We start from the raw sequence: 17,331 nt of genomic DNA, 5'->3' as shown, positions 1-17,331 counted from the left end.
GTTACCGGAAACGGTTAAGAATGCCATCATACTTTGTAAGGAGAGAAGCATGGGATTGTCACGAAGAGAGTTGCTCAAGCTGTCCGGAGTCGCCGCCGTAGCGGTGGGGACCGCGGGGTGTTCGCAAATGGGGCTGTCGCCGGAAGAGGGTGAGGCCGAAAACAAGGGAAGCGTCGGGATCGGTACCCAGGCCCCGCTGCCCAAAACCGATGCGCCGAGGGTGGTCGTTGTCGGCGGAGGCTGGTCGGGCCTGACGGTAGCCAAATACGTCAAGAAATATGCGCCGAATGCGGATGTGGTTCTGGTCGAGCAGCGCAGCGAGTTCATGTCCTGCCCGGTCAGCAACCTCTGGCTGGTGGATGCCGTCGAACTGGACTTTTTGATGCATGACTACCTGCAGGCTGCACGGGAAAACGGCTATACCTTTTTCAACGCGACCGTTGTCGGAGTGAACAAGACCAAGCGGGTTGTGATGACAAGCGACGGCGATCTTTCCTATGACTATCTTGTGCTGGCACCGGGGGTCGATTACGACTATTCCGGGTGGACGAAAGACCCGGCGCTGGAATGCCGGCTGCGGACGGAGTATCCGGCCGGTTTCAAACCGGGGTCGGAACACCTTTCCCTGCGGAGCAAGGTGCTGGACTTCGAAGAGGGCAACTTTATCCTGACGGTACCCGGCGGCAACTACCGCTGCCTTCCCGCTCCCTACGAGCGTGCCTGCCTGATCGCCGATTATTTCAAAAAAGAGGGGATCGAGGGCAAGGTGATACTGATCGATGAGAACGAAGATGTCACGATCAAGGCCGAGGGCTTCCACTCCGCTTTCGAAAAGCTCTACAAGAATTACATCGAGTATATGCCCGGTACGAAGATCACGGCGTTCGATCTGGACAAAAAAGAGATCACGACCGAATACGACGATGTCATCCCCTTCGCGGATGCGGCGTTCTATCCGCATGTGCGCGGGGGCAAGATCCTGGAAGTTGCCGGGGTAGCAAAGGACAGTATCTTCAACAAGATGGAAGCGGACATCAACGTGCTGACCTATGAAGCCAACGGCCATCCGGAGATCTACTGCGCCGGTGACGTCCGTCCGATGGGCTTTAGCAAATCCGGCAATACGGCCAATACGGAAGGGGTCTATATCGCCAAGCGCATCGCCGCCAAGATCAACGGCGGGGGCGAAACACCGTGGGAGTCCCCGTTGACGATCTGCTACTCGGCCGTTTCCAGCGACCCGGTTCTGGCCATCTCGATCAATGCCGCCTACGCCTATGATGCCAAGGCCAAGCGTTTCACTTTTGCCAATGTCTATGCCAACGAGACGTGGGATGGCCGTGTCGGCATCAATAACGGTCGGGGGCTCATGGAATGGGCCAAGGGTATGTACCGCGACATGTTCAACGCATAGGAGAAGAGGAATGGAACGCAGAAATTTTTTAAAAGTGGTCGGTGCCACCGGTGCCGTGATTGCGATCGACCCCTCGACGATCGGCCAGACGCTGATGGCCAAGGACGGGTCGCTCTACAAACGTTATGCCAGGGTGCAGCTCGTTGACAACAGCGGCGCACCGCTGAAGGCCGATGCCCTGAAAACAGGTGAAAACTATGTCTTCAACTACCCCTATGCTGGCACGAGCTGCCTGCTGGTCAAAATGCCGAAACCGGCGGCAAAGGATGTCACACTGACGGATGAGTTCGGGAACGAGTACATCTGGAAAGGTGGTGTCGGAAGCGGGGGGACGATCGTCGCCTTCAGCGGCATCTGCCCGCACCAGCTGACGCACATCAATAAAAACGACAGTTTTATCACCTTCCGCAATCCGGGCGAACGTTTTGAGGGCGATATCGTCTGCGACGGGCATACCTCGGTCTACGATACGGGCAACGGCTGCCGCGTCAAGGAGGGCAAGGCGCCGCAGCCGCTGGCGGCCATCGTGCTTGAAGTCGGCAGCGACAACACCCTCTGGGCGGTGGGCGTGCTGGGCAAAGATAAGTTCCACGAATTTTTTCAAAGCTTCCGCCGCGAGCTCAAAGAGCAGTTCGGCAGCAAGCGCCAGGCAAAAGCTAAGGTGGGCGAACATGCCGTCACGGTGCCCATGCGCGACTATACCCGCGACATCGTCAAACTCTGATACACTCCGGACGGCAGGCCTTTTCGGGGCCTCTGCCGTTAATCTTCATTTTTAAGTCGTTGCTTACACAATCCCTGCTAATCTAACTGACGTTAGTAATGAACAAGACTGTTTTATGCATTTTGCACTGCAGAAGCAGTGGAATGCACGTGTTAAGGACAATGTTTGAGTACGAAAAGAGAGCTTGAACTTGAGGGTGAACTGCTGCTCAAGGAACCGGGACAATATAAAGTGATTTTGCTCAACGACGATTACACGTCTATGGATTTCGTCGTCGAGGTTTTGATGAGTATTTTTCACAAGAGTTATCAGGAAGCGGAGCAGATCATGCTCGACATCCATCGCCAGGACCGCGGGATCTGCGGTGTCTACACCTATGAGGTGGCAGAGACCAAAGTGATGCAGGTCAGCCGTCTGGCGCGGGAGCATGGGTATCCGCTCAAGGCAACGATGGAGGAAGCGTAATGATCAGTGCCGAACTTAATGCCGTCTTTCAAAAAGCGCTGCTGTATGCCAAGGATCAGCGGCATGAATACCTGACGATCGAGCATGTCTTTTATGCCCTGCTCGGTTCCAAAGAGGGGATCGCGATTATCCGCGAGTGCGGCGGCGACGTCGCGTCCATGCGTGCCATGGTGAGCCGTTACCTCTCCATGACGATGGAGCCCCTCCCCGAAGACGTAACCCAGGAACCCTTCGAGACGGTCGCGCTCTCGCGGATGATCGACCAGATGATCCGCCATATCCAGAGTGCGCAGAAGCAGCAGGCGGAAGTCGGCGACCTCGTGGCGGCGATCTATGAAGAGAAGCACACCTACGCCTGCCAGGTCCTGCTCGAGAGCGATATCAACCGTGTCGACGTCCTGGAGGTGATCTCGCACAAGGATGTGCAGCCCCAGTCCGTGTCGGACGCGGAAGAGAGCTACCTCGAGAAGTACACGGTGGAACTGGTGGCGCAGGCCCGTGCCGGACGCATCGACCCGGTTATCGGGCGCCAGGACGAGATCGAGCGGGTCGTGCAGACGCTCTGCCGTCGCAAAAAGAACAACCCCCTGCTCGTTGGCGAACCCGGCGTCGGCAAAACGGCCATCGCCGAGGGCCTGGCGCTGCGCATTGCGGACGGGGAGGTCCCCGAACTGCTCGAAGAGGCCCCTGTCTACGCCCTGGACCTCGGCGCGATGCTGGCGGGCACGAAATACCGCGGTGACTTCGAAAAACGTCTCAAAGGGGTGATCGATGAGGTGACGGCGCACAAGAACGCCATCATGTTCATCGACGAGATCCATACGCTCGTCGGCGCCGGTGCCGTCAACGGCGGCAGCATGGACGCTTCCAACCAGCTCAAACCGGCCCTCGCGTCGGGGGCGATGAAGTGTATGGGGGCAACGACCTATGCCGAGTACCGCAACGTGTTTGAAAAAGACCGCGCGCTGAGCCGCCGCTTTGCCAAGATCGATGTGGACGAGCCGAGCCAGGCCGAGAGCATCGAGATTCTCAGAGGGCTGCGTCCGAAGTACGAGAAGCACCACAAACTCACCTACGAGGACAAGGCGCTCGAAGTGGCGGTCACGCTGGCGAAGAAGTATATCTCTGACCGCTTTCTGCCCGATGTGGCGATCGACCTTATCGACGAGGCCGGTGCATCGTTCCATCTGAAAAAACATGACCGTAACGTCGTGGAGGCGCTTGACATCGAAAACGTCATCGCGAAGATGACAGGGATCCCGACCTCGCAGGTCTGTGAAGACGACACCCTGCGGCTCGAACACCTCGAGCGCGACCTTCGTAGCAGGGTAATCGGTCAGGATACGGCGGTCGAGAAGGTCGCTCTGGCGATCAAACGCAGCCGCGCCGGGCTCAATCCCGAAGAGCGGCCGATCGCGTCGTTCCTCTTCGCCGGCCCGACGGGCGTCGGGAAAACCGAACTGGCCAAGTCCCTGGCGGAGACGCTGGGGGTCCATTTCGAGCGCTTCGACATGAGTGAGTACATGGAGAAGCATGCGCTCTCTAGACTGGTCGGTGCGCCTCCGGGCTATGTCGGCTATGAGCAGGGCGGTCTGCTCACCGAAGCGATCCGCAAGCACCCCTACACGGTGCTGCTGCTCGATGAGATCGAAAAGGCCCACCCGGAGCTGATCAACGTGCTGCTCCAGGTGATGGACAATGCGACGCTGACGGACAACAACGGCTACAAGGCGAACTTCAAGAACGTCATCCTCATCATGACCTCCAATGTCGGCGCGACGGAGCGCAGCGTCATGGGCTTCAATGCCGACAGCAGCCTTGCCCGCGGCGAAGCGCTCAAGGCCTTCTTTACGCCGGAGTTCCGCAACCGCCTCGACGCCGTTATCGAATTCGCACCGCTGGACCGCGAGATCGTGGAGGGAATCGTCGACAAGTTCATCGTCGAGCTCAATTCGCAGCTGGCGCCGAAGGGCATTTCGATCACCCTGGGCGAGAAGGCCCGCGGTTATCTCGCTGAGATGGGCTATGACAAAGCAATGGGTGCGCGCCCGCTCGGGCGTATCATTCAGGAGAAGATCAAAGATCCCCTCACAAATGAGATGCTGTTCGGCCGCCTGAAGGCGGGCGGAAAGGTCCACGTCGATTACAAAAACGAGATCGTTTTCACGTACGACGAGCATGCGGAGGAAGAGGCGGCGGTGTGATCCCGCAGCAGATCCGCTACGAACTGGCATTTCCCGACCCGAGAGATGCCGACGAGTCCGGTATTGTCGCCTTCGGAGGCGACCTCTCCCCCTCGCGGCTGCTGCTGGCCTACCGCAGCGGTATTTTCCCCTGGTACAGCAAAGGCGACCCCATTTTGTGGTGGTCCCCCGATCCCCGCTTTATACTCAACCTTGAGGACTTCGTACTGCGCCGCTCCCTGCGAAAACGGCTGAAACATTTCGAGATCCGTTTCAATACGGCCTTCGGCGACGTGGTCCGGGCCTGCGCGACGACGCCGCGCCCGGGGCAGGAGGGGAGTTGGATTCTGCCGGAGATGGTCGAGGCCTATGAGGTGCTGCATGCCATGGGGCATGCGCACTCTGTGGAGGCGTGGCAGGAGGGACGGCTTGTCGGCGGACTTTACGGTGTCGAGGTCGGTGGGATGTTCTGCGGCGAATCGATGTTCGCCCATGTCAGCGATGCCTCGAAGGCCGCATTTGCCGCCCTGGTGGAGCATCTGAAGGCGCGCGGGTTTGAAATGATCGATGCCCAGGTACCGACGGAGCATCTCAAAAGCCTCGGCGCGATCGAAGTAAGCCGCGACTACTTCCTGATGCGTCTCGAACAGCTGCGCGATAAAGGTATAATGGGTTTCATGCAAGCGTAAAAGGAGTGGGCATGAAACTGCAAACGATCAGGGCGGCCGTTGCGGCACTGCTGGGCGTCATACTGCTTTCGGGCTTCTGGAGCGGGAAGACGGCGGACGAGAAGCGCCTGGAAGTACAGAAGATGAAAGCGGAAACGCTGGCGATGCTTTATAAAGAGGCGCCCGAGGCAAAGGCGATTATCAAGAAAGCGTACGGCTACGCGGTGTTCAGCAATATCGGGGTCAACGTCATCCTTGTCTCCGCCGGCGGCGGTTCCGGGGTGGCGCACGACAATAAAACAGGCAAAGATACCTATATGAATATGGGGACCGTGGGTGTCGGGCTTGGGCTAGGCATCAAGGATTTCCGCGGGGTCTTCCTTTTCGAGAACAAGAAGGTCTATGAGGATTTCATCAACAAGGGGTGGGAGGCAAACGCCCAGGCGGATGCCGCCGCCAAAGCGGACGACAAAGGGGCTGCCTTCGGCGGGGCGGTGACCGTCGCCCCGGGTATCCGTCTCTACCAGTTAACCAAGACCGGCCTGGCGCTGCAGGCGACGATCCAGGGGACGAAGTACTGGCAGGACGAAGAGCTCAACGAATAGCCGCTGCCCGCAACGGTGAAATAGGGTGCTTTATTAGACCGCTTTAAGGAAACAATTCCTATACTGAACCATCATCAAACGATGAAGGAGTCACAATGAAAAAAGTACTTGTAAGTCTTGCTGCAGTTGCGGCGCTCAGTTCGGCGGCTTTCGCCGGTGTTAACAGCCAGACGGGCTGCGGTCTCGGTGCGATGATCATCAAAGATGACAGCTCCGCGATTATGCTCGCACTGCAGGCGACAACCAACGGTACCTCTGCAAACCAGACGTTCGGTATCACCTCCGGAACGTCCGGCTGTAAGCGCATGCCGCTGGTCATGAACGACCGTGCTGCCGAATTCGTCGCGTCCAACATGGATCAGATTGCGAAAGAGGTTGCAATCGGCGGCGGTGAATCCGTCGATACGCTTGCGGAACTGCTCAACGTCGAAGACAAAGCGGCTTTCGCGGCTTCCCTGCAGCAAAACTACAACAGCATCTACACGTCCGGCGACGTCAAGATGGCTGACGTTCTCGACAACATCGCAACCGTCGAGGGCTGACCCTACTTTTTACGGGCCGGGTTCCCGGCCCATCCTTCCATCTTCCCCCAAAGGGTTTTTTCTTGTACCGTTTCCTCATTATGCTGATGATATTGGCGTCTGTCGTGCAGGCAAACGTAGTGGAAAACGCCCTGGATAAGGCGGCAGATATGGCGCTGGCAGAGAGCCGATACTGGCATCTCCTGCTGCATATGCCAGGTGACCTCAGCGAAGTCGACGACCCGGCATTCTTCCTTGCACCGGACGGCAGGGAAAACGCAGCGTCCGAACTCAATGCGACGATCACGGCGCTCTACGGGGAGACCCGTTTTGACGACAACGCGACGGGGTGCCGCTTCCCCGCCCGCCGCACCTGGTTGCAAAAGACCCTGGGGCACGAAGGTCTGCCGGAGCTGCAGTGCACCGCCTACGAAACGCTGGTGCGGAAGATGGACCCGCAGTCGGTGACGCTGGTCTTCTCTGCGGCGCACATCAACTCCCCGGCCTCCATGTTCGGCCACACCTTCCTGCGCATCGACTCCTCGTATGAATCGAAGATGCTCTCCTATGCCGTCAATTACGCCGCCGGGGCGGACCCGGACAAAGAGAACGGCGTTGTATTCGCGATCAAAGGGCTTTTCGGCGGCTATCCTGGCTTTTACTCCCTGCTGCCCTATTATGAGAAACTCAAGGAGTACCGCGATACGGAACAGCGCGACGTCTGGGAGTACGACCTGGACCTGGACCACGACGAGGTGATGGCGATGATCCGCCATATCTGGGAACTCAAAGGGGTGTACAACTGGTACTACTTCTTCGACGAGAACTGTTCGTACAATATGCTTTGGCTCATGGAGATCGCCCGGCCGGACGTGGATGTCCGGGGCCATTTCGCCTACCACATCATCCCGATGGAGACCGTGCATGCGACCGAGGAAGAGGGGCTGGTGCATGCCAAGCACTACCGTCCGTCGAAGCGGACGCTGCTGCTCGCCTATGAGAGGGTGCTGGACGGCCGCGGCGAAACGGAAGCCATGGCCCTGGCCGACGGGCTGCTCAACCCCATAGCCGTTCTGAACGATAATGGGCGCGATCCGCAGATGAAGCGCTATACCCTCGAGGCGGCGTCGGAGCTTGCCGAGTACCGCCTGATGAAGGGAGCGGTCGACAAGGCCGCCTATTCGGAGCGCTTTCACGCCATCCTTTCCGCACGGGCGGCCCTCGGGAAGGGGGAGACACTGCCCGTGACACGCCCGCGAAACCCCGATGAGGGGCACCGCGCGACGCGGGCGCTCGCCGCAACGGGATGGCGTGACGGCACCCCTTACCAGCGCATCGGCATCCGCCCGGCCTATCACGATCTTAGCGACAGTGACGTCGGGTTCATGCCCGGAACGCAGATCGAGTTCCTGGACCTTGAAGCACGTTATGACCGTGACGGTGCCGCCGTGGAAAAGGCGACGATCGTCTCTATTACGTCGATTGCCCCGCAAAGCGCCTTTTTCAGCCCCTTCTCCTGGCGGATGCGCGCAGGGTGGGACCAGTCGTTTCTGAGCCGTGATGCGGTATTCGGTACAACGGTCGGTGCGGGGTTTGCCGCCGGGGGCACCTGGGGGTACGGGTATCTCCTGGCGGAGCCGGAAATTTTCATCACGGACAAAGGGTACGGCGCATTGAACACGACGGCAGGGGTGCTTTTTGAAACGGGCGGCGGTGCCAAACTGGCCGGGGAGGGCGGCTACCGCTTTTATGCCGACGGGATGCGCCAGTGGACGGGAAAGGTAAAGCATACGAGCCGACTTTCACAGAACAACGCCCTGAAGCTCTCCTTTGAATACACGGACAAAACCGACGGTCCCCAGCGCAGTTTCAGCGCTACATTCGTACACTATTATTAACATGCTTTTATAGACACCGGTGTCGCAATCGGTTATAATCGTTACACGATATCAACGTAGAAGAGAGCCGATGTACATTCCGCAAATACAGTTTTCCCTCTGGGCCGATTTCATCGAACGCGATTTCATCGATACGGGCCTGAAACGCCTCGTCGAGCGGGGCGTTGTCAACGGGGCGACGTCCAACCCTGCTATTTTCAAAAATGCCATTTTGACCTCACCGGCCTACCAGATGCAGCTGGAGACACTGCAGAACCACACCCCAAAAGCCAAATACGAAGCCTTGGCGATCACGGATATCCAGAAGGCTGCGGATGCCCTGCGGCCGCTGTTCGATCAGAGCGACGACGGCTATGTGAGCATCGAAGTCGACCCCTATCTCTGCGACGATGCCGTCGGAACGATCGAGGAGGGACGCCGCCTCTTCCGTGAGATCGGACGCCCCAACGTGATGATCAAAGTTCCGGCTACCGATGCAGGCTATGTGGCGATGGAGATGCTGGTCAGCGAGGGGATCCCCGTCAACGCGACGCTGATCTTCTCCAAGGCGCAGGCGCTGGCCTGTGCCAACTCCTTTGCCAGGGGACTGGAGAAAGGCTCGGCGCAGGTCGACACGGTGATCAGCATCTTCGTCAGCCGCCTGGACCGTGCCATCGACGCGACGCTCGAAGCCAAAGGAGTACAGCCGGCCCTGGCGGGCGTCTACAACGCCGCGGCCATTTACGAGGCGGTCGAGTCGCTGGAAGTGCCCCGCTGCCGCGCACTGTTTGCATCGACCGGCGTCAAGGGGGGCGGATTGCGCCCCTCCTACTATGTCGATGCCCTGCTGGCGGCGCACAGTGTCAACACGGCACCGATCGAGACGATTGAGGCTTTCGTGGCGCACGGCGACACCGAGGCGAAGCTGCCGTTTGACGCGGAACGGATCGAGAAACATTTCGACGCCGTCGCCGAAGCGGGCGTCGATATCGAGGCGGTTTACGCCCAGCTGATGGCCGAAGGGCTCGAAGCATTTAAAACGGCATTTGCCGAAATCCTGGCGGAATTGGAGTAATTTATGAGTACAAATCAAGTCGATACCGAAATCAATATTGAGAACCTGACCTTTGAAACGCTCCGGCGTGTCCGCGGTTACCTGAAACGCATGATGGATGCCGGGGGGTCTGACCTCCACCTCAAGGCAAACTCCGTCGTACGTGCCCGTATCAACGGCGATATTACGCCGCTGAGCGGCGAGATCTTTAAAAAAGAGGAGGCGCTCACCTTCGCCAAGGAGCTGCTGCGGACCCGTTTCGCAGAGTTCGTCCGGCAAAAAGAGCTTGACCTCGTCTACTCTTTCGACGAGAATACCCGTTTCCGTGTCAACATCTTTTTCCAGATGGACGGGGTCTCCGCAGTTTTCCGTGTCATTCCCGTCAAGATCGTCTCCATCGATGATCTCGGCCTGCCGAAGGTCGTTCACCGGTTCGCCAGTACCGAGCGGGGGCTGGTCCTCGTGACCGGGGTCACCGGTTCGGGGAAATCGACGACACTCGCGGCGATCATCAACGAGATCAACTGGTCGCAGCGCAAGCACATCGTCACGATCGAGGACCCGATCGAATTCGTCCACAAGGACCGTAAATGTATCGTCAACCAGCGCAGCGTCGGGCAGGATACGAAGAGCTTCGCCAACGCTTTGCGCGCCGTTCTGCGTGAAGACCCGGATATCATCCTCGTCGGGGAGATGCGGGATATCGAGACGGTCGAGACGGCGCTGCACGCGGCCGACTCGGGGCACCTCGTCTTCTCCACCCTGCACACCCTGGATGCGAAGGAGACGATCAACCGTGTCATCTCCATCTTCCCGACCGGGGAGCAGAACCGGGTCCGTATGACCCTGGCGGCCGTTTTGCAGGGGGTTGTTTCCCAGCGTCTTATCCCGACCCTGGACGGCAAACGGACGGCGGCACTGGAGATCCTCGTCAATACGCCCTATATCGCCCAGCTTATCATGGAAGACCGCGACAGCGAGATCCGGGACGCCATCGAAGAGGGGAAAGATATCTACGGTTCGCAGAGTTTCGACCAGGGGATCCTGGACCTCTGGCATGCCAAGCGGATCTCGACGGAGCAGGCGTTCAAATATGCGACCTCGCCGGCAGACCTCAAGCTCCGCATGGAGGGCTTCACCAGCCGCGTGACCGCCAAAGACGGCAGTACGCAGCAGCGCAGTACCGAAGATGGCGATAAACCGCAGTTCAGCGAAGACGAGATCTTCCAGCTCAAAGGCGAGTAGCATCAGCTTTAGCTGTTTTTAAAGTACATTTAAGTATTATGCCGTCCTATTTTATTACAAGGACACACCTATGTTGGAAGGTATTGTTAGAGAGAGTACCGGTAAAAGCGCTACAAAAGCGTGTCGCCGCGATGGTTATCTGATTGCCAACATCTACGGAAAGGGGCTTGAAAACGTTCACGCCGCTTTCAAGATGAATGAGTTCATCCGTACAGTTCGCAACAAAGACACCCTGGCGTTCCCGGTAAAAGTCGGTGGCCAGGAGATGAACGTTGTTGTTCAGGCGTACGAGTCTCATCCGGTGTCTGGTAACCTGCTGCACGTTGACCTGATGGTCGCGCAGCCGGGTGTCGTTACCCACTACAACGTTCCGGTCAAAACGGAAGGTTCTCCGGTCGGTCTGAAGAACAAAGGTATGCTGTATGTCGCGAAGAAGCGTCTGCGCGTCAAAGGTGCGATCGATCAGATCCCGGATGCAATCACTGTTAACGTCGCTCCGCTCGACCTCGGTGACTCCGTACTGATCCGCGACCTGGAGAAATCCGAAGCGTTTACATTCACCGACGCTGACCGCGTTTCCGTTCTCTCCATCATCAAAGCGAAGTAATTTTGCTGATCGTCGGACTGGGTAATCCGGGTTCGGCGTATGAGAAGACCCGGCACAACGTCGGGTTCATGGTCATTGAGGCGCTCTTGCAGCGCCATCAGTGCGATGCCGTCAAAAAAGCCGTTTTTGAAGGCGACCTCTATAAATTTTCCACCCATTTTTTCCTCAAACCGCTCACCTTTATGAACCTTTCGGGCCGTTCCATCGCCAATGTCAAACGTTTTTACAAGATCGATGAGGTTATCGTGATCCACGACGATCTTGATCTGCCGTTTGGAACGCTGCGTTTCAAGCGCGGGGGCGGCCATGGGGGGCATAACGGCCTTAAATCAACCGATACGGCGATCTCCCCCGATTATATCCGTGTGCGGATGGGTATAGGCCATCCGGAGGACCGAAACCGGGTGGCGGATTATGTGCTGAGCGCCTTTACCCCGGCAGAACGTGAACATCTTCCCGCCTGGATCGACCGGGCTGCGGACGCGGTCGAGGCGTTGATGCGGATGAGCATGGACGAGGTCGCCTCTAAGTACACCGTCAAAAAAACTCCGTTACAATAACCGATATTTTTCAAGGGCCTGCGATGTTGATGTTCCGCTATATTGCCTACCATTATCTCAAATACATCGCCGTCATCCTCTTCGCCCTCGTCTTTTTCATGGTCGGCTTTGATTATATGGAGAGTGCGGACAAACTGCAGTCGGCGAACCTTATCGTCATCTACCTGACCTACAAAACTTTTTTTGCCGTCGACATGCTGCTGCCGCTCTCCCTGGTTTTCGCGATGATCGCAACGAAGATCTTCCTGATCCGCTCCAACGCCCTGGTGGCGATCTATGCGCTGGGCTACAACAAAACAGACGTGATCAAGCCCTTCGTCGGGGTGGCAGTCGTGATCATGACGCTCTACATCGCCCTGCATGCGACCTCTTTTGCCCGTGCGGACGAGTATGCGAACAATATCCGCCGTTCAGCGCAGTACCTGCAGCCCACCTCCAACCTCTTTTTCACCTTCAAGGACCGCTACGTCTATTTCGGGAAGCTCTACCCGCTGCAGGAACGGGCCGAAGACATCCGTATCTTCACCCATGAGAACGGACAGCTCCAGCAGGTGCTCTCCGCCGAGGGGGCCTACTATACCGATGAACACTGGCACCTGAGCCACGCCGTCTCGCTGCGCAAACCTGAAACGCTGAGCCTGGAGGGGGAAGGGATTACCGTGACGCAGCTGCAGGACCTGATGATGCTCGAGGGGTTCCGCCCGAAGATCCTCGACCAGGTCTACGAGGGGAAGGTTAACTACACCATCCTCGATGCGATCGATGCCCTGCTGCTGCTGGGGAGCGAAAACCTCAATATCGACAAGATCAAAAGTGCGCTCTACCGCATTTTCATTACGCCGCTCTTCGTGCCGAGCCTGATCATCCTGATCTTCTTCTTCGTCCCGATCAGCCCCCGTTTCCTCAATATCACGCTGTTCAGTTTCATCGCGATCTTGGCGACGATGATGACATGGTCGTTCCTTTTTATGCTCACCGAGCTCTCCAACAACAAAACGATCCCCAGCGAAGTGGGCATCGTGATGCCGGTGCTCGCACTCTTCGCGGCGGCCCTGATCCTCTGGTACCGCAACCACGGGCACGGCGTCGACGCACACTCCTAACGCCCCCTTTAGCCCTTTTTCGCTATTATCGCGCAACAATTTTCCCGGGCACGGTGCTGCTGCTGGCGTCACCCCGGCCCCGAAAGAAGGAAGCATGTCAATGGACTTCAATGCCCTGGCAGACACATACGGTACACCGCTCTACGTGTACGATTTCGATGCGATGCGTGCACAGTACGAGGAGCTCAAAGAGGCGTTCCGCGGACGCAAATCCCTCATCTCCTACGCCGTCAAGGCCAACTCGAACCTCAGCGTCGTCAAACAGTTCGCCGACCTCGGTGCGGGCGCGGACTGCGTCTCCATCGGTGAGGTGCGCCGTGCGATGATGGCGGGCGTGCCCAAATACAAGGTGATTTTCAGCGGCGTCGGCAAACGTGACGACGAGATCCGCGAGGCGATCGAACGGGACATCCTCTACATCAACCTCGAGAGCGAGGCGGAACTGGGGCGCGTCGAGATGATCGCACAGGAGCTGGGGCAGGTCGCGCGGATCAGTATCCGTGTCAACCCCAACATCGACCCCAAGACCCACCCCTACATCTCCACCGGGCTGCACGACAACAAGTTCGGTGTTGAGATCGATGCGGCCAAGCGGATGTATATCCGCGCCAACGCGTCACAATGGATCGAGCCCGTCGGGATCCACTTCCATATCGGCAGCCAGCTCACCGAGCTCGATCCGATCCGCGAAGCGAGCGAGATCGTCGCCGACCTCGTGCGCTCCCTCAAGGCGGCTATCGGCATCGAGCTGAAGTTCTTCGACGTCGGCGGGGGACTCGGTATCCGATACAAGGATGAAACAACGATCACGCCGTACGACTACGCCCAGGCGGTCCTCTCCACGCTGACGGGGATGGACATCACCGTCGTCTGCGAACCGGGCCGTTTCATGACGGCCAACGCCGGCTACTTCCTGACACGGGTACTCTATGAGAAACAAAACGGCGCGAAGCGTTTTGTCGTGGTCGACGGGGCGATGAACGACCTGATCCGCCCGAGCCTCTACCGTGCCTACCACCGCATTACCCCGGCCTCGGCCCATGAAGGCGACGAGACGCCGGCGGATATCGTCGGTCCCGTCTGCGAGAGCGGGGACTTCCTGGCCAAGGATTACCCGCTGCCGCCGATGGCGCATAACGACCTACTCGTCGTCCACAGCGCCGGGGCCTACGGCTTCGGCATGGGCAGCAACTACAATACCCGCGGACGTGCCGCGGAAGTCGCGGTCGAAGCGGGAGCGGACCGCCTGATCCGGGACCGGGAGTCTTTCGAGGACCTGGTCGCACCGGAGCTCAAGTACCTCGGCTGATCTCATGTACTTCGTCGACGTTCAGGGCACCCTGATCGATGACCGGGCCCAGGCGCCCATCCCCGGGGCGGTCGACTTCATCGACGCCCTCAACCGCAATCATATTCCCTACCTTGTCGTCACCAATAACACGAAACGCGCCAGTAGCGCGTTTCTGGCTTACCTGCAAAGCCTCGGTTTTGCCATCCCCCAGAACCGCTACCTTGATGCGCTGATGCTGCTGGAGCGCGAAGTCCCGAAGAAGGGGGTGGCCGCCTACGGTAGCGAGACCTTCCTGGCGCAGCTCGATGCCATGGGGTATGAACGCGATTACATCGCGCCGCAAACGCTCCTGCTCTCCGTCCGGGCCGATTACGGTGCGGAGGATTTCGCGCAGATGATCACCTTCCTGATGAACGGGGCACGCCTGGTCGGCATGCACGATACGTCGCTGTACGCGACGCAGGAGCGGCGCTATCCCGGAGTGGGGGCGCTGCTGCGGATGCTCTCCTATGCCGCGGCCGTCCCGTTTACGGTCGTGGGCAAACCTTCCGAGGCTTTCTACGCCGAGGCGCTGCGCCTGCTGCGCCGTCAGTGCCCGGAAGCCGGCTTTGAGCGCGTGACGATGATCAGCGACGATTACGCCGGCGACCTGACCGGCGCGGCGGGACTGGGGATGCGGACGGCCCTGGTCCTCAGCGGAAAAGTGCGTCCCGAAGACGCGCTCGCGGCGCGGCTGCGAAGGGAAGAATCGGGGACGGTGGTGTATAATGACGTCACTGACATACCGTCCGGAAAGAGTGTGAAGTGAAAAGCGAAGCGATACAAGCGTTGGACACCCTCGAGGCGTGCCGCGATGCCATTGATGCGATTGATACGGAGCTGCTGGCCCTGATCAATGAGCGCATGGCCGTGGTGGAGCGCGTCGGGGAGATCAAGAACGAAAGCGGCGCGCCGATCTACCGCCCCGAACGGGAACGGGCGATCCTGAAGCGGCTTGAGACGCTCAACATCGAGCAGAAGGGACTGCTCAATGCCGGGGCGATCGAAGCGATCTTCCTCGAGATCTTCGCCGTCGCGCGCAACCTCGAACTCCCTGAACGCATCGCCTACCTCGGTCCGGAAGGCACCTTTACCCACCAGGCGGCGGAGAGCCGTTTCGGCGCGATGAGCGAATACCTCCCGATGGGCACGATCAACGGCGTTTTCAAGGCCCTCGAGAGCGGGCGCGCGAAGTTCGGGGTCGTCCCGATCGAAAGCCGGCGCGACGGCGTCGTCGGCGAGACGCTCGACCTGCTGGCGGCGAGCCCCGTGAAGATCGTGGCGGAACTCTACATGCCGATCCACATGACCTTTGCAACGAAGGCGCCGCACCTCGACGGAATCAAGCGCATCTACTCCAAGGACAAGGGCTTCGGCCAGTGCCGCGCCTTCCTGGACGAGCATGGGCTTCACAATGTGGAGCAGATTCCCGTCGAGTCGACGGCGAAGGCCGCCATCCTCGCGGCAAAGGACCCGGAGTCCGCGGCGATCTGCAGCCATATCGCCGCCAAGCTCTACGGGGTCCCGATGCTGTTCGAGAACATCGAGGACGTCACCGACAACACGACGCGCTTCTTTATCCTGAGCGATTTCAAAAACGTCCCGAGCGGCCATGACAAGACCTCGATCCTGGCCAAACTCAAGAAGACGACGCGTGCCGGTGTCCTGGTCCATTTCCTGCACGATTTCGACAAGGCCAAGATCAACCTCAGCAAGATCGAGAGCCGCCCGGCCAAAAGCGGTTCCGGTTTCGGGTACTGGTTCTTTATCGATTTTTACGGCCATATCGACGATAAAAACGTGCAACGCGTTCTGAAAAAATATACCGAAGAAGTGACGTGGCTGGGAAGCTACGTCGAAGGGGAACAATGAGATTCAATCCAGTACTTGATGCCATCAGCGTCTATGAGGCGGGCAAGCCGATCGAGCTTGTCGTTCGCGAATTCGGGATCGCGCCGAAGGATATTGTCAAGCTCGCCAGTAACGAGAACCCGTTCGGCTGCTCCCCGAAAGTGCAGGAGGCCGTGGGCGCGATCGTCTCCAAGATGGCCCTCTACCCCGACGACTCCATGCACAAGCTCAAAGCGGGGCTCTCAAAACGTTTCGGCGTCGATCCGCATGAAGTCGTGATCGGGGCCGGTTCGGACCAGGTGATCGAGTTCGCCGTTCACGCCAAGGCGGGTGCGGGCAGCAAGGTGCTGGTGAACAGCGTCACTTTCGCGATGTACGAGATATACGCGCACCATGTCGGTGCGGAGGTGATCCGCACGGCATCACGCGAACATGATCTCGATGAGTTCTACGCGCTCTACCTGGAGCACAAACCCTCCATCATCTTCCTCTGTACGCCGAACAACCCGACCGGCGACAGCGCGGATGCGGCCGAAGTGAAAGCTTTCCTCTCTAAAATCGACAAGGAGACCCTGGTCATCGTCGACGGCGCCTACATGGAGTACGCCCGCTACAAGGATGCCGCCAAGGCCCTGGAGCCCAAAGAACTCATTGAGACCTATGAGAACGTGCTGTACCTCGGGACCTTCTCGAAAGCGTACGGGCTGGGGGGCATGCGTGTCGGGTACGGTATCGCGCAGCGCGATATTATCACCGCGCTCTACAAGCTCCGTCCCCCTTTCAACATCACGACCCTCTCGCTGGAAGCGGCTTCCGTGGCCCTGGAGGACGAGGCGTTCGTGCAGATGAGCATCGCGAAGAACTTCGAGGAGATGGCGCGTTACGAGGCCTTTGCCGAAGCGCACGGTATCCGTGCGATCGAGAGCTATACGAACTTTGTCACCCTCTGCCTGGGCGAGGGCAGGAATTCCACCGCGATCGCCGATGCCCTGCTGCGGCAAGGGATGATCGTGCGCAACCTCGCCGGTTATGGGCTCAATGCGATCCGGGTCACCGTCGGAAAGCCCGAAGAGAACGACCGCTTTTTCGCCCTGGCCGCGGAGCTGGTCTGATCGGAGGGCGGG

General features: G+C 58.8%; 17 protein-coding genes. All 17 read left to right on the top strand.

Annotation, left to right across the window (positions count from 1 at the left end):
- Positions 1-49: 49 nt before the first annotated feature.
- The 17 genes from WCX49_RS11115 to hisC all read left to right on the top strand — a co-directional run bounded on the left by WCX49_RS11115 (position 50) and on the right by hisC (position 17,319).
- Positions 50-1,414, top strand: coding sequence for an FAD-dependent oxidoreductase (locus WCX49_RS11115; protein ID WP_345985159.1), 1,365 nt, complete (start codon positions 50-52; stop codon positions 1,412-1,414).
- Between the two features lie 10 nt (positions 1,415-1,424).
- On the top strand, positions 1,425-2,138 hold the full coding sequence (locus WCX49_RS11110; RefSeq protein ID WP_345985158.1) for a Rieske 2Fe-2S domain-containing protein: 714 nt from the start codon (positions 1,425-1,427) through the stop codon (positions 2,136-2,138).
- Between the two features lie 165 nt (positions 2,139-2,303).
- Positions 2,304-2,603 (top strand): ATP-dependent Clp protease adapter ClpS, encoded by a 300-nt coding sequence (gene clpS / locus WCX49_RS11105; protein WP_345985157.1) that lies wholly within the window; start codon positions 2,304-2,306, stop codon positions 2,601-2,603.
- On the top strand, positions 2,603-4,807 hold the full coding sequence (gene clpA, locus WCX49_RS11100) for an ATP-dependent Clp protease ATP-binding subunit ClpA (protein WP_345985156.1): 2,205 nt from the start codon (positions 2,603-2,605) through the stop codon (positions 4,805-4,807). The genes clpS and clpA overlap by 1 nt, the downstream gene beginning before the upstream one ends.
- Entirely contained in the window at positions 4,804-5,475 is a 672-nt protein-coding gene (gene aat / locus WCX49_RS11095) for a leucyl/phenylalanyl-tRNA--protein transferase (RefSeq protein WP_345985155.1), read from the top strand. Before clpA ends, aat begins: the two co-directional genes overlap by 4 nt.
- Before the next feature lie 11 nt (positions 5,476-5,486).
- Positions 5,487-6,059: a hypothetical protein gene (locus WCX49_RS11090; protein WP_345985154.1), complete on the top strand. Its 573-nt coding sequence runs from the start codon at positions 5,487-5,489 to the stop codon at positions 6,057-6,059.
- A gap of 95 nt (positions 6,060-6,154) precedes the next feature.
- Positions 6,155-6,601 (top strand): DUF3015 family protein, encoded by a 447-nt coding sequence (locus WCX49_RS11085; RefSeq protein ID WP_345985153.1) that lies wholly within the window; start codon positions 6,155-6,157, stop codon positions 6,599-6,601.
- A 62-nt stretch (positions 6,602-6,663) separates the two neighbouring features.
- Positions 6,664-8,478, top strand: coding sequence for a DUF4105 domain-containing protein (locus tag WCX49_RS11080; RefSeq protein WP_345985152.1), 1,815 nt, complete (start codon positions 6,664-6,666; stop codon positions 8,476-8,478).
- A gap of 70 nt (positions 8,479-8,548) precedes the next feature.
- Positions 8,549-9,532, top strand: a complete 984-nt coding sequence (locus tag WCX49_RS11075; protein WP_345985151.1) for a transaldolase — start codon at positions 8,549-8,551, stop codon at positions 9,530-9,532.
- A 3-nt stretch (positions 9,533-9,535) separates the two neighbouring features.
- Positions 9,536-10,756, top strand: a complete 1,221-nt coding sequence (locus WCX49_RS11070) for a PilT/PilU family type 4a pilus ATPase (RefSeq protein WP_345985150.1) — start codon at positions 9,536-9,538, stop codon at positions 10,754-10,756.
- Positions 10,757-10,826: 70 nt separating this feature from the next.
- The gene (locus WCX49_RS11065; RefSeq protein WP_345985149.1) at positions 10,827-11,363 is read left to right on the top strand and encodes a 50S ribosomal protein L25/general stress protein Ctc; all 537 of its coding nucleotides are present in this window, start codon (positions 10,827-10,829) and stop codon (positions 11,361-11,363) included.
- 2 nt (positions 11,364-11,365) lie between these two features.
- The gene (pth, locus tag WCX49_RS11060) at positions 11,366-11,923 is read left to right on the top strand and encodes an aminoacyl-tRNA hydrolase (protein WP_345985148.1); all 558 of its coding nucleotides are present in this window, start codon (positions 11,366-11,368) and stop codon (positions 11,921-11,923) included.
- Positions 11,924-11,952: 29 nt separating this feature from the next.
- Positions 11,953-13,026 carry an LptF/LptG family permease gene (locus tag WCX49_RS11055; RefSeq protein ID WP_345985147.1) on the top strand — a complete coding sequence of 358 codons (1,074 nt, stop codon included), beginning with the start codon at positions 11,953-11,955 and terminating at the stop codon, positions 13,024-13,026.
- 94 nt (positions 13,027-13,120) lie between these two features.
- Entirely contained in the window at positions 13,121-14,335 is a 1,215-nt protein-coding gene (gene lysA / locus WCX49_RS11050) for a diaminopimelate decarboxylase (RefSeq protein ID WP_345985146.1), read from the top strand.
- 4 nt (positions 14,336-14,339) lie between these two features.
- Positions 14,340-15,125: an HAD-IIA family hydrolase gene (locus WCX49_RS11045; RefSeq protein ID WP_345985145.1), complete on the top strand. Its 786-nt coding sequence runs from the start codon at positions 14,340-14,342 to the stop codon at positions 15,123-15,125.
- Between the two features lie 20 nt (positions 15,126-15,145).
- Entirely contained in the window at positions 15,146-16,228 is a 1,083-nt protein-coding gene (gene pheA / locus WCX49_RS11040; RefSeq protein ID WP_345986808.1) for a prephenate dehydratase, read from the top strand.
- Complete coding sequence (gene hisC, locus WCX49_RS11035; RefSeq protein ID WP_345985144.1) at positions 16,225-17,319, top strand: histidinol-phosphate transaminase; 1,095 nt, start codon at positions 16,225-16,227, stop codon at positions 17,317-17,319. The genes pheA and hisC overlap by 4 nt, the downstream gene beginning before the upstream one ends.
- The last annotated feature ends 12 nt before the right edge of the window (positions 17,320-17,331 follow it).

This window comes from Sulfurimonas sp. HSL-1656, assembly GCF_039645585.1.
GTDB classification, from domain to species: domain Bacteria; phylum Campylobacterota; class Campylobacteria; order Campylobacterales; family Sulfurimonadaceae; genus Thiomicrolovo; species Thiomicrolovo subterrani.
Note: the sequence above shows the minus strand (reverse complement) of the source record. Positions and strands in the feature narration are given on the sequence as shown.